The organism is Paraburkholderia sp. D15 (assembly GCF_029910215.1).
GTDB lineage: Bacteria > Pseudomonadota > Gammaproteobacteria > Burkholderiales > Burkholderiaceae > Paraburkholderia.
Genome location: NZ_CP110395.1, coordinates 3,245,497 through 3,258,680 on the forward strand (window position 1 = coordinate 3,245,497; position 13,184 = coordinate 3,258,680).

General features: G+C 63.0%; 9 protein-coding genes. 1 reads left to right on the forward strand and 8 read right to left on the reverse strand.

The genetic code is table 11. The features are described from left to right. Positions 1-63: 63 nt before the first annotated feature. Both ftsH and LFL96_RS13945 read right to left on the reverse strand, forming a co-directional pair. Positions 64-1,953: an ATP-dependent zinc metalloprotease FtsH gene (gene ftsH / locus LFL96_RS13940; RefSeq protein ID WP_064268398.1), complete on the reverse strand. Its 1,890-nt coding sequence runs from the start codon at positions 1,951-1,953 to the stop codon at positions 64-66. Positions 1,954-2,142: 189 nt separating this feature from the next. After that, positions 2,143-2,805, reverse strand: coding sequence for an RlmE family RNA methyltransferase (locus LFL96_RS13945; protein WP_280995809.1), 663 nt, complete (start codon positions 2,803-2,805; stop codon positions 2,143-2,145). Positions 2,806-3,005: 200 nt separating this feature from the next. On the opposite strand from LFL96_RS13945, the gene LFL96_RS13950 reads away from it, so the two are divergent. Beyond that, the gene (locus LFL96_RS13950; RefSeq protein WP_280995810.1) at positions 3,006-3,539 is read left to right on the forward strand and encodes a YhbY family RNA-binding protein; all 534 of its coding nucleotides are present in this window, start codon (positions 3,006-3,008) and stop codon (positions 3,537-3,539) included. Between the two features lie 109 nt (positions 3,540-3,648). On the opposite strand, the gene LFL96_RS13955 is transcribed toward LFL96_RS13950, so the two are convergent. The 6 genes from LFL96_RS13955 to LFL96_RS13980 all read right to left on the reverse strand — a co-directional run bounded on the left by LFL96_RS13955 (position 3,649) and on the right by LFL96_RS13980 (position 13,088). Next, positions 3,649-4,158: a DUF4149 domain-containing protein gene (locus LFL96_RS13955; RefSeq protein WP_280995811.1), complete on the reverse strand. Its 510-nt coding sequence runs from the start codon at positions 4,156-4,158 to the stop codon at positions 3,649-3,651. 20 nt (positions 4,159-4,178) lie between these two features. Further along, entirely contained in the window at positions 4,179-4,655 is a 477-nt protein-coding gene (greA, locus tag LFL96_RS13960; protein ID WP_280995812.1) for a transcription elongation factor GreA, read from the reverse strand. A 233-nt stretch (positions 4,656-4,888) separates the two neighbouring features. Then, positions 4,889-8,143 carry a carbamoyl-phosphate synthase large subunit gene (gene carB, locus LFL96_RS13965; protein ID WP_280995813.1) on the reverse strand — a complete coding sequence of 1,085 codons (3,255 nt, stop codon included), beginning with the start codon at positions 8,141-8,143 and terminating at the stop codon, positions 4,889-4,891. Between the two features lie 160 nt (positions 8,144-8,303). Continuing rightward, positions 8,304-9,458: a glutamine-hydrolyzing carbamoyl-phosphate synthase small subunit gene (carA, locus tag LFL96_RS13970; RefSeq protein WP_280995814.1), complete on the reverse strand. Its 1,155-nt coding sequence runs from the start codon at positions 9,456-9,458 to the stop codon at positions 8,304-8,306. Positions 9,459-9,923: 465 nt separating this feature from the next. Beyond that, positions 9,924-11,165, reverse strand: coding sequence for an MFS transporter (locus tag LFL96_RS13975; RefSeq protein ID WP_280995815.1), 1,242 nt, complete (start codon positions 11,163-11,165; stop codon positions 9,924-9,926). A 228-nt stretch (positions 11,166-11,393) separates the two neighbouring features. Next, positions 11,394-13,088, reverse strand: a complete 1,695-nt coding sequence (locus LFL96_RS13980; RefSeq protein ID WP_280995816.1) for a transglycosylase SLT domain-containing protein — start codon at positions 13,086-13,088, stop codon at positions 11,394-11,396. Between the last annotated feature and the right edge of the window lie 96 nt (positions 13,089-13,184).

Below are 13,184 nucleotides of genomic sequence, written 5' to 3' on the forward strand. Positions count from 1 at the left end.
GGGATAAATGCAAAACGGGCCGGTGTGATGACACACCGGCCCGCACTTTCTAGCAATGATTCATCAAGCCGGCGCGGTCGCGCTACCCGGCTTCACCTCGGTGCCGGGGCTGCCACCCGACGAGGCGTCGCTTGCCGACGGCGGCGAGCTCTTCGGCGAGCGCGGCGGACGGCCAGCCATGATGTCGTTGATCTGATCGGCGTCGATCGTTTCCCACTCCATCAGCGCCGCGGTCATCGCTTCGACCTTGTCGCGGTTCTCATCCAGCAGGCGCTTGGCCAGCGTGTACTGCTCATCCAGCACGCGACGGATTTCCGCATCGACCTTCTGCTGCGTCGCTTCCGAAATGGTCCGCGTGAAGCCGCGGCCGAACGGCGTAGCGTCGTTTTCGTCGTCGACGTAGACCATCGGTCCGAGCGCGTCCGTCATGCCGAAGCGAGCCACCATGGCGCGCGCGGTTTGCGTGGCCTTGTTGAAGTCGTCCGACGCGCCGGTGCTGATCAGGTTCAGGAACAGCTCTTCCGCGACGCGGCCACCGAACAGGATCGCGAGACGATCCAGCAGGTAGTCCTTCGAATACGTTTCGTTGTCATGCTCCGGCAACTGCCACGTGACACCCAGTGCGCGACCGCGCGGAATGATCGTAACCTTGTGCACCGGATCGGCCTTCGGCAACAGCTTGGCGATCACCGCGTGGCCCGACTCGTGGTAAGCGGTGGCGCGCTTCGATTCCTCGCGGATCACGGCCGACTTGCGCTCCGGACCCATGAAGATCTTGTCCTTCGCGTCTTCGAAATCCGTCATTTCGACGATGCGCTTGCCGCGGCGCGCCGCGAACAAGGCCGCCTCGTTCACGAGGTTCGCGAGATCGGCGCCGGAGAAGCCCGGCGTGCCGCGCGCGATGACCGCTGCGTCGACGTCGTTCGAAATCGGCACCTTGCGCAGATGCACCTTCATGATGTGTTCGCGACCGCGAATGTCCGGCAGACCCACATACACCTGACGGTCGAAACGACCCGGACGCAGCAGCGCCTTGTCGAGCACGTCCGAACGGTTGGTCGCGGCAATCACGATCACACCGGAATTAGCCTCGAAACCGTCCATCTCGACCAGCATCTGATTCAGCGTCTGTTCGCGCTCGTCGTTGCCGCCGCCCATGCCGGCGCCGCGATGACGACCGACCGCGTCGATTTCGTCGATGAACACGATACACGGCGCATGCTTCTTGGCCTGTTCGAACATGTCGCGCACACGAGCCGCGCCGACACCGACGAACATTTCGACGAAGTCCGAACCCGAGATGCTGAAGAACGGCACCTTCGCTTCACCGGCGATGGCACGTGCGAGCAGCGTCTTACCGGTTCCCGGCGGGCCGACCAGCAACACGCCGCGCGGAATACGGCCGCCCAGCTTCTGGAATTTCTGCGGATCGCGCAGGAAGTCGACCAGTTCGGAGACTTCCTCCTTCGCTTCGTCGCAGCCGGCGACGTCGGTGAAATTGATAGCGTTGTTGTTTTCGTCGATCAGACGCGCACGGGATTTGCCGAACGAGAACGCCCCGCCTTTCCCGCCGCCCTGCATCTGTCGCATCATGTAGAACCAGAATCCGATGATCAGGATGGTCGGTCCGAGGTAATACAGCGCCGAAACCAGCGCATTGGGTTCGTCATCCGCCTTGCCGCTCACCTGAACGCCATACTTCATCAGATCGCCGACCATCCAGATGTCGCCGGGCGACACGATCTGGTATTTCTGGCCGTCTGCTGGAGTGACCGTGAGGTTCCGCCCCTGGACAATGACGTTCTTGACTTTGCCGTTCTTCGCGTCGTCCATGAACTGCGAATAGGAAACGCCTTCCTGGACACGGGGCTTGTCGAACTGCTTGAACACCGTAAACAGCACCAGTGCGATAACCAGCCACACTGCTGCTTTCGAAAACATATTGTTGTTCAAAGCACCACTCCTTCACTTAGACGGGCGCCTACATTTGCCTTGCGGCACCACGAAAGCATTCTAATCCAGTCCGCAGACCCCTGCCATAAGGTTTCACTACCACAGAAATAGCGTAGCGGGCATTCATCGCGCCAATTTCCGGCGCCATGCAGCCATTATCGGCAAAGGCGGAACCGTTCTGCAGCGTCCCTATGCGGGTCGCTTGAGATGCTTACCCAAAATAAACGTTTCTGACGACTTGTCCCGCGACGCTTTCGGCTTGCGGGCCGCCACCACCTTGAACTGGCGCTTGAACTTTTCGACAATCTGGCTATAACCGCTGCCGTGAAAGCATTTGACTAAAAGGGCGCCATCTGGCTTCAGATGATTCTGCGAAAACTCCAGCGCGAGATCGCACAGATGCTCGATTCGCGCCGCATCAGCCAGCGCAACTCCGGACAGGTTGGGTGCCATATCCGAAATTACAAGATCGACCTGACGCTCTCCGACCAATTCTTCCAGTTGCAGCAGCACCGAGTCTTCCCGAAAGTCGCCCTGAATGAAGTGGACGTCGGCGACCGGCTCCATGGGCAGCACGTCCAGCGCGATGATGGTGCCGTCGATGCCGCCTTCGCGCTCCGCGTCGCGCCGTGCACCCTTGGCGAGCTTGTTGCGCGCGTACTGACTCCAGCTACCCGGCGTGGAGCCCAGATCGACGATCACCTGCCCCGGCCGGATCAGCTTGTCCTGCTCGTCGATTTCCTTGAGCTTGTACGCGGCGCGGGCGCGATAGCCCTCCCGCTGCGCCATTTTTACGTAGGGATCGTTGATGTGGTCGTGCAGCCACGCGGTGTTGAACTTGTTTTTTGCCATTAAACGTTGAACTCTTGCTGCGTCATGTCGCGCTTTAGCGGATAATACGCGGTTAATTCGCGCGGACGCCGCCCAAACTGGCGGTCATCCGCGATTCTGATGTCCTGACGCGCGCCCTGCCGAACTGCCCTCATCGAGTCGATCGAACGACCGGATCGGGAACGCAGGTGCCGCCATTTTAGTCGAGTCTCACACTTTCCATGCCCGCCCTCAAAGTCTCTTCCGACCAACGCGCCGAGTTGCGCTCCCAGGCACATGCGCTCAAACCGGTCGTGCTCGTCGGCGCCGAAGGTTTGACCGACGCCGTGCTCGCCGAAATCAAGGTTCACCTCGGCGCGCATCAACTGATCAAGATCCGCGTGTTCGGTGACGAGCGCGAAGACCGCATCGCTATCTACGAAGAAATCTGCGACAAGCTGAATGCCGCGCCGATCCAGCATATCGGCAAGCTGCTGGTGATCTGGAAACCGGAAGCGGACACGAAGCCTGCTGCGGCGAAAGGCAAGCGCGGCGCGTTGCCGAGCGCTCGCGAAGCTGCTGTCGAAGCCAATCCGGCCAAGGGCCGCGCACCGCGCGTCGTCAAGGTCGTCAAGCCCAGCGAAATCCCAATGCGCAAGCCGAAGGCCAAGGCAGTGCTCGTGCGCGGTAACGAGCGCGTGACGCAAGGCGGCAACATCAAGCGCGCGAAGAAGCGTCAAACCAGCGCGAAGCGCGCACATCAGTCGTCGAAATAAGCAGGTGGTGAGAGGTGCGGGCAACGTCCGCACCTTGGGGCCGTGCAGGCATGCGGCCTGTCATTGCATCGCTCGACAACGAGCAGATCACGGCGGCCAACCCAACCGGTCAGCCAGCAACCTTCCCGTCCGCGTCGCGAACGTTTTGCCCGGCGGCGGCGAAACCGATACCCGCCGGCAGCTTCCACACCAGCGCGACGCCCAGCAGGCTCTCGATCAGATAGAACAGACTCGACACGCCGTGCAGAATGCCGAAGCGCGTCGCATACGCCGAGTGCCCCACATCCGTACCCGCTTGCAATGCCGCAACGCGTATCGCATTCATAAAAGGCTGCAGCGCGAAATAACCGACCAGCACGCACACCAGCATGCCGACGATCAACCAGCGCAAGCGCCGGTACGCATCGCCGCCGCGCCGGACCAGCACGTTCGCCAGCCCCAGCAGCAAAATACCGCACACGGCACCCAGCACGCCTTCAATGCGGAACAGTTGCGCCGCCACCGCACCCGCCGTCATCCGGTCGAGCGAGGTGAACAACACCGGCGCGACGGCGTAGCCGATAGTCAGCAGACTGCCGACCCACACCACCGTCAGCAGGCGGAACAAACGATGCGGCATCAAGGACACCGGCGCCATGTTCAAACGTAGCTCACCGCGATGATTTCATATTCGCGCACGCCGCCGGGCGCCTGAACAGACGCCACGTCGCCTTCCGACTTGCCGATCAATGCGCGCGCGATCGGCGAGCTGATCGAGATCAGGCCGTGATCGATATCCGCTTCGTCGTCGCCGACGATCTGATACTTGACCGACGCGCCCGAATCCAGATCTTCCAGTTCGACGGTCGCGCCGAACACCACGCGGCCATCCGCTTCGACCGCGGCCGGGTCGATCACCTGCGCGCCGGCCAGCTTCGATTCGATCTCGGCGATGCGGCCTTCGATAAAGCCCTGCTTTTCCTTCGCCGCGTCGTATTCCGCGTTTTCCGATAGATCGCCCTGGGCGCGCGCTTCCGCGATCGAGTTGATCACCGAGGGACGTTCAACCGATTTCAGGCGCTGCAATTCATCGCGCAACATTTCCGCGCCGCGCTTCGTCAATGGAATAGTGCTCATAAACAACTCTCGAGAAAACGTCAGGCCGTTCCAGTATGGCGCGCGCCGCGTGCATCCGACGCTCAGGACGGCAGGTTCGGGAATGCGCGCTGGGACAAAAAAACGGCCGTAAAAAAAATCACCGCGGTTAAGTGCATTCCGCGGGAGCCGCGACCCGGGCAAAACCCGGGCCACTGCACCTGCGGAACGCCGCTTAACCGCGGCACTTACATCTTGGACAGGTAGTCGAAGCCTTAGTTTAGGCGAGCGTGCAGCCCTTGTAAATCATAGACTTCCAGGTTCTTCAAATAGCGCAGACCTTCCACCGCGGCACGTGCACCGGACATCGTCGTGTAGTACGTGACCTTGTTCGCCTGCGCGCTCATGCGGATCGAACGCGAGTCGGCGATCGCGGCGCGGGTTTCGTCGACGGTCGTGAAGACCAGCGCGATTTCGCCGTTCTTGATCATGTCGACGATGTGCGGACGGCCGTCCTTCACCTTGTTGACGACCTTCACCGGCACGCCGGCCGCTTCGATCGCGGCAGCCGTGCCCTTGGTCGCGACGATCGGATAACCGAGTTCGTGCAGCATGCGGGCGACTTCGACGGCCTTCGGCTTGTCGGCGTCCATCACGGTCAACAGCACCGTGCCGGATTCCGGCAGACGCGAACCAGCCGCGAGCTGCGACTTGAACAGCGCTTCGCCGAAGGTCTGGCCCACGCCCATCACTTCACCGGTCGAACGCATTTCCGGTCCGAGCACCGGATCGACCGCCGGGAACTTGACGAACGGGAACACGGCTTCCTTCACGCTGAAGTACGGCGGGTTGATTTCCTTCGTCACGCCTTGCGCGGCGAGCGTCTGGCCGACCATCGCGCGCGCCGCGATTTTCGCGAGCGGCAGGCTGGTCGCCTTCGACACGTACGGCACCGTGCGCGATGCACGCGGATTCACTTCCAGCACGTAGATGACATCTTCCTTCGAGCCGTTCGCCTGCGCCACCTGCTGGATCGCGAACTGCACGTTCATCAGGCCGACCACGTTCAGCGCCTTGGCCATTGCGCCGGTTTGACGCTTGATTTCGGCAACCGTCGCCGGCGACAGCGAGTACGGCGGCAGCGAGCAGGCCGAGTCGCCCGAATGCACGCCCGCCTGTTCGATGTGTTCCATCACGCCGCCGATGAATACGGCCTCGCCGTCCGAAATGCAGTCCACGTCGCATTCGATCGCGTCGTTGAGGAAGCGGTCGAGCAGCACCGGCGAGTCGTTCGACACCTTCACGGCCTCGCGCATGTAGCGTTCGAGGTCGCGCGGCTCGTGAACGATTTCCATCGCGCGGCCGCCGAGCACGTACGAAGGACGCACCACCAGCGGATAGCCGATTTCGTCGGCGAGCTTGAGCGCTTCGTCTTCGGCGCGCGCGGTACGGTTCGGCGGTTGACGCAGACCGAGGTCCTGCAACAGCTTCTGGAAGCGCTCGCGGTCTTCGGCCGCGTCGATCATGTCCGGCGACGTGCCGATGATCGGCACACCGTTCGCTTCGAGATCGAGCGCGAGCTTCAGCGGCGTCTGGCCGCCGTATTGCACGATCACGCCGACCGGCTTTTCCTTGTCGACGATTTCGAGCACGTCTTCGAGCGTCAGCGATTCGAAGTACAGACGGTCGGACGTGTCGTAGTCGGTCGAGACGGTCTCGGGGTTGCAGTTGACCATGATCGTTTCGTAGCCGTCTTCGCGCATGGCGAGCGCGGCATGCACGCAGCAGTAGTCGAACTCGATGCCCTGGCCGATCCGGTTCGGGCCGCCGCCCAGCACCATGATCTTCTTGTTGTTCGTCGGGTTCGCTTCGCACTCTTCCTCGTAGGTCGAGTACATGTACGCGGTTTTCGTCGCGAACTCGGCCGCGCAGGTGTCGACGCGCTTGTACACCGGACGCACGTTCAGCTCGATACGGCGCGTGCGCACCTCGGCCGGCTTCGCGCCGAGCAGCTTCGCGAGACGACGGTCGGAGAACCCGCTCTGCTTCAGATACTTCAGCTCTTCCTTCGACAGGCTCGCGAGCGTGCGGCCGGCCAGCGCCTTTTCCTTCAGGATGATCTGTTCGATCTGCGCGAGGAACCACGGATCGATCGAGGTTTCCTCGAAAATTTCCTCGGCCGTCATGCCGACACGGAACGCGTCGCCGACGTACCAGATGCGGTCCGGACCGGCTTCGCCGATCTCGCGGATGATCTCGTCGCGGTTATCGGTCTTTTCGTCCAGACCGTCGACGCCGACTTCCAGACCGCGCAACGCCTTCTGGAACGATTCCTGGAACGTGCGGCCGATCGCCATCACTTCGCCGACCGACTTCATCTGCGTGGTCAGGCGCGAATCGGCTTCGCGGAATTTCTCGAACGCGAAACGCGGAATCTTGGTGACGACGTAGTCGATGGTCGGCTCGAACGACGCCGGGGTCTGGCCGCCGGTGATTTCGTTCTTCAGTTCGTCGAGCGAGTAGCCGACTGCGAGCTTCGCCGCGATCTTCGCGATCGGGAAACCGGTCGCCTTCGACGCCAATGCCGACGAACGCGACACGCGCGGATTCATTTCGATCACGATCATCCGGCCGTCTTTCGGATTGATCGAGAACTGCACGTTCGAACCGCCGGTGTCCACGCCGATCTCGCGCAGCACCGCGAGCGATGCGTTACGCAGGATCTGGTATTCCTTGTCGGTGAGCGTCTGCGCCGGCGCGACCGTGATCGAGTCGCCGGTGTGAATGCCCATCGGGTCCAGGTTTTCGATCGAGCAGACGATGATGCAGTTGTCCTTCCTGTCGCGGACCACTTCCATCTCGTACTCTTTCCAGCCGAGCAGCGATTCCTCGATCAGCAGTTCGCGCGTGGGCGACAGGTCGAGACCGCGCTTGCAGATCTCTTCGAACTCGTCGCGGTTGTACGCGATACCGCCGCCCGAACCGCCCAGCGTGAACGACGGACGGATCACGACCGGATAACCGCCGCTGCCCGTTTGCGCCGCGATGTCGGCCTGCACGGCCAGCGCTTCTTCCATGGAATGCGCGGTGCCCGACTTGGCCGAACCGAGACCGATTTTGGTCATCGCGTCCTTGAACTTCTGGCGGTCTTCCGCCTTGTCGATCGCTTCCGGCGACGCGCCGATCAACTCGACATCGTACTTCTTCAGCACGCCGTGCGCGTGGAGGTCCAGCGCGCAGTTCAGCGCGGTCTGGCCGCCCATGGTCGGCAGGATCGCGTCCGGACGCTCCTTGGCGATGATGCGCTCCACCACTTCCCAGGTGATCGGCTCGATGTAGGTCACGTCGGCCGTATTCGGGTCGGTCATGATCGTCGCCGGATTGCTGTTGACGAGGATGACCTTGTAGCCTTCCTCACGCAGCGCCTTGCATGCCTGCGCGCCCGAGTAGTCGAACTCGCACGCCTGGCCGATGATGATCGGACCCGCGCCGATGATGAGGATGCTCTTGATGTCTGTCCGCTTGGGCATAACGCTCTCGCTAATGTATTCCTGAATTCTTTCCGTCGACGCGCGCCGCGTTGGCGTTGCGCGCGTTTCTACTCTGTCCGGGGCGGGCCGCCTGCTCGATGCGGCGGCGGCGCCAGAAGCGGCGCGGCCTGGGCCGCGCGCTGCCGGACCATGCGGCGCGTCAGGCCGCCGATGCCTTGCCGCCCTTCTTCGTGTCCATCAACGCGGTGAAGCGATCGAACAGATAGGCGATGTCGTGCGGACCCGGCGACGCTTCCGGGTGACCCTGGAAGCAGAACGCCGGCTTGTCGGTCAGCGCGAAGCCTTGCAGCGTGCCGTCGAACAGCGACACGTGGGTCGCGCGGGCGTTGGCCGGCAGCGTGTTCGCGTCGACCGCGAAGCCATGGTTCTGCGACGTGATGACCACGCGACCGTCTTCCAGATCCTTCACCGGATGGTTCGCGCCGTGGTGGCCGGTCTTCATCTTGATGGTCTTCGCGCCGACCGCGAGGCCCATGATCTGATGGCCGAGGCAGATGCCGAAGGTCGGAATGCCGCTCGCGATCAGTTCCTGCGTCGCGCGGATCGCGTAGTCGCACGGCTCCGGGTCGCCGGGGCCGTTCGACAGGAAGATGCCGTCCGGGTTGAGCGCGAGCGCGTCGGCGGCGCTGGCTTGCGCCGGCAGCACGGTGACGTGACAGCCACGCTCGGCGAGCATGCGCAGAATGTTGTACTTGACACCGTAGTCGAACGCGACGACGCGGTACTTAGGCGCGTTCTGCGTGCCGTAGCCGCTGCCCAGGCGCCACTCGGTCTGCGACCATTCGTAGCGCTCCTTCGTCGACACGACCTTGGCGAGATCCATGCCCGCGAGGCCCGGGAACGAGCGCGCGAGTTCGATGGCTTTCGCTTCGTCGTCCGAGCCGGCGAGGATCGCGCCGTTCTGCGCGCCCTTGTCGCGCAGCACGCGCGTCAGCTTGCGGGTGTCGAGACCGGCGATGGCGACCACGCCTTCGTCCTGGAGATATTGCGGGAGCGTGCGCTCCATGCGGAAGTTCGATGCGAGAACCGGCAGATCGCGAATGATCAGCCCGGCGGCATGGACTTTCGTGGCTTCGACGTCTTCGGCGTTCACACCGACGTTACCGATATGCGGATACGTGAGGGTCACGATCTGGCGCGCGTAGCTCGGGTCAGTCAGGATTTCCTGATAGCCGGTGATAGCGGTGTTGAACACGACTTCGCCGATGGTATGCCCGGGGGCGCCGATCGAGTAACCACGAAAGACCGTGCCGTCGGCGAGCGCGAGCAGAGCGGAAGAAAATGACGGCAACACGGGGGACTCCTTGGGGGAACACCCTGTTGCCGACCTGTCTATCCGACTGCGAGCCGCAGCGGAACGCACCCAGCGGATGCACGCGCAGACTCGCTCGCGTAACTGCCGTGGACGTTGCAAGGGGCGCGATGGGTCCATTGTGTGGACGGATCTGCAGGGTGCGGGGCCCTTCTTGCTACGCCGGAGGCGCGCGGCGGATGAACGGTATGGGAGAGGTAGGCGCTAGGGTGCGGGTTGATAAGCTCAAACCTTGGAATTATAGCCGGAAACTACCCTCGCGTCCAAATCCGAGATAGCGCAGCCCCTCGTTCCGGCACCCCCAAGCCCCACGCAAAGCCTTACTGGGACGGGTTTTGCGCCCATTGACAAAATTTATGCCGGGCGAATCGAGATAACAGCGCCACCCGGCGGCGACATGGCTGACCAGGCTGCACGCAGGCCCGTTGCGCGCAGGCGTCGCGACGCTTACGCGTCCTGCGCTTCGTGGGCGCCGATCGTTTTGGCGATCTTTCTGTCGGGCAGCACGAACCAGATCGCGCTCGCAATCTGCATCGCGATGAGAATGCCCCACGCGGTCAAATGCGCGGACGCCGGATAATGGCCGCCACTGGCCGGCCAATGCGACAACACCGCCCCGACGCCGATCTGAAAACCGAAAATCAGCAGAAAGATGATCAGGTTCAACGTGGTGTTGACCCGGCCGGTCATCTGCGGCGGAAAGTGCCGCGCCATCACCGCGTAGATCAGGATGCCGGTGCCGCCGAACGCGCCGTACGCCGCCCACAGCAGACCCGCGGGCAACGGCGCCTTGAACACGATCAGCAACTGCGTGATCACGAACAGCGTCATGCCGATCCCGCAGAACGCGTACAGCGACACGCCGCGCCGCTCGAGACTGCGCGCCGCCGCGCCGAAGCCGACGCAGCCGGCCATCATCGCGAATCCGAGGATCGATACCAGCGCCGCCGCGTCGCGCGGCTCGAGGCCCTGCACGTCGCGCAGCCAGGCGCCGACCCACAGCGACTGCATCGCGTAGAACACGCCCTGCGTGACCACCGAGAACGACGCGATCTTCCAGAACGCGCCGCTGCTCAGGATATGCAGCGTGCCCTTGAACTGCGTCGCGATGCTCGCCTGACGATGGGTTTCCTTCGTGTCCGGCGCGAGCGTCCACAGCGCCAGCGCGACGACCACCGTCATCAACCCCAATCCGATACAAACCGTGCGCCAGGTGGCGAAACCCAGCACCCACGTGAGCGGCGTGCCGACCATCACGCCACCGAGTCCGCCGACCGCCATCACGAGGCCGTTCATCAACGGCAGGCGTGCGGTCGCGAAGTGCTGCGCGAGCGCTTTAAACGCGCCGCCGAGGCACACCGAGACGCCCATGCCGATCAGCAGACGCCCGACCATCATCATGCCGACGCTCTGCGCCGCACCAAATACCCAGATGCCGAGCGCGGCGAACAGCAAGGTGCCGGCCGTGACACGGCGCGCGCCGAAGTGATCGAGCAGCACGCCGGCGGGAATCTGCGCGCCCGCGAAGCCGAGGAAATACAGACTGGTCAGCAAACCCAGGTCAGTCGCCGACAAACCGAGGTCGTGCGTGATGAACGGCGCGAAACCGAGATTGACGCCGCGGAATACATAGGAAACGAAATAGCCCGCGGAAAACAGGACGAAAACGCGCAATTGGGTCGACGACATGAGCTTTGAATGGATTGGCGTGGCGAAACGCGTTGAAGCGAAACGGGGCGAAATGAAGCACGAAAGATAAAGCAAATCGGCGCGCCTTGCCGCCAGACACGCGCGCCAATGAAAAACGCCGTCACCACGAGGTGACGGCGCTGGAAATAACACGGTGCGTGATCGGAGCGCAATTCATGCGCTGCCCCCGCAACGCATGTGGTCACTACCGTGGAAGCCGCTGTTGGTCTACTTACCCTTCTTCGCGTTGGCCGCGGTCTTCGGGCGGCTATCCGCCGCGGCCTTCGACGCCTTGCTGGACGTGGAAGCCGATACCTTCGTCACCTTGCCCTTGCTGGCGGCGGACGCAGTCGGCTTGCTGACCTTCCCTACCGGCTCGGACACTTTCACCACCGCCGAGCGGCCACGACCTCTTTTCTTATCGTAGCGCGATTCACCCTTGGTGTCTGCGACGCGGGTGCCGATCTTCTCGACGCCGCCGCCCTGGACGTTGGTCGCGATGGCTTCGGGCCCCGGCTCGCTCGGCATCGCCTTGCCGACCGGCACGTGCAGCACGATCACCTGGCCGCGCGACACGCTATCACGATGGGTGCGGTTCCACGCCTTCACCTGGCCGACCGATACGCCGTAGCGCAACGCGATGGCCGCCATCGACTGGTTACGGCGCACGCGGATCAGCATCTTGCGGGTATCGGGGACGTCCGGCTCCATGGCCAGTACCGCGCTTTCGGCGACGTCGGCGCTGATGTCCTCGTCGTCGTCCGAACCGCGCGGCACGACGATCGTCGAGCCCGGCTTCAGACGCATGCCGGCCGGAATCTTGTTCACCTCCATCAGCGTGTCGGCATCCACGCCGATCTTCTGCGCGATCGCCGCGGGCGCCGCGCGCTCGGTGACGGTGTACGTGGTCCACGACGACAGCGAGCCGCTATACGCCTTCAGGTTGCGCTCGAAGGCGCTGGCGTTGTCGAACGGCAGCAGGATCTGCGGCTGCGTGGCGCCGAGGATCACCGGCTTCCTGAACGACGGATTCAGCGAGCGGAACTCGTCCGTGGAGAGATTGGCGAGCTTCGCGGCCATGTCCACGTCGATGTCGTGCGAGGTGGTCACCGTCACGAAATACGGATGGTTCGGAATCGACGGCAGCGTGAGCCCGTACATCTGTGGGTTCATCACGATGTTCTTGACCGCCTGCAGCTTCGGCACGTAGTTGCGCGTCTCGTTCGGCATGCGCAGGCTGAGGTAGTCGGTCGGCAGACCGGCCGCCTCGTTGCGGGCGATCGCGCGCTGCACGTTGCCCTCGCCCCAGTTGTACGCGGCCAGCGCCAGTTGCCAGTCGCCGAACATGTCGTGCAGGTTCGACAGATAGTCGAGCGCGGCGCTGGTCGAGGCCAGCACGTCGCGGCGCTCGTCCTGCCACATGTTCTGCTTGAGGTTGTAGGTGCGGCCGGTGCCCGGCATGAACTGCCACATGCCGGCCGCCTTCGCGACCGACAACGCCTGCGGGCTATACGCGGATTCGATGAACGGCAGCAGCGCGAGCTCGGTCGGCATATGGCGCGCCTCGAGCTCTTCGACGATGTGATACAGGTACTTCTGCGAACGCTCGGTCATGCGCTGCACGTAGTCGGGCCGCTGCGCGTACCAGTTGACCTGCATGTCGACGAGGTCCGTCTGCAGATCGGGCATCTGGAAACCACGGCGAATACGGCCCCACAGATCGGCGTCCTGGCTCGTCAACTGCGTGACCGAGCCTTGATCGACGTTGATCGTCTCTTTGGCGGTGGCTGTCTTGCGAAGGGCGTCTGAGACTGCTTGCTGACTGGCGGGATTGGTGGCGGTGTTGGCGCTGCTCGTTGCTGGTCCCTGGCTCGCGCAGGCGGCGAGCGTGAGGACCAATAACGCACTGAAGATAAATCGCATGAACGTCTCGGCTTCCACAAGGGCTGGAATTTGCAGCCGATAGTACGAAACGGCAACGTTTACGTCAATCTAAAAATACCGAAAAAATCAAGCAAA

Coding starts and splice junctions, on each gene's coding strand:
- LFL96_RS13945 (WP_280995809.1), bottom strand. CDS start 2,805: ATGGCAAAAAACAAGTTCAACACCGCGTGGCTGCACGACCACATCAAC.
- LFL96_RS13950 (WP_280995810.1), top strand. CDS start 3,006: ATGCCCGCCCTCAAAGTCTCTTCCGACCAACGCGCCGAGTTGCGCTCC.
- LFL96_RS13955 (WP_280995811.1), bottom strand. CDS start 4,158: ATGCCGCATCGTTTGTTCCGCCTGCTGACGGTGGTGTGGGTCGGCAGT.
- greA (WP_280995812.1), bottom strand. CDS start 4,655: ATGAGCACTATTCCATTGACGAAGCGCGGCGCGGAAATGTTGCGCGAT.
- carB (WP_280995813.1), bottom strand. CDS start 8,143: ATGCCCAAGCGGACAGACATCAAGAGCATCCTCATCATCGGCGCGGGT.
- LFL96_RS13975 (WP_280995815.1), bottom strand. CDS start 11,165: ATGTCGTCGACCCAATTGCGCGTTTTCGTCCTGTTTTCCGCGGGCTAT.
- LFL96_RS13980 (WP_280995816.1), bottom strand. CDS start 13,088: ATGCGATTTATCTTCAGTGCGTTATTGGTCCTCACGCTCGCCGCCTGC.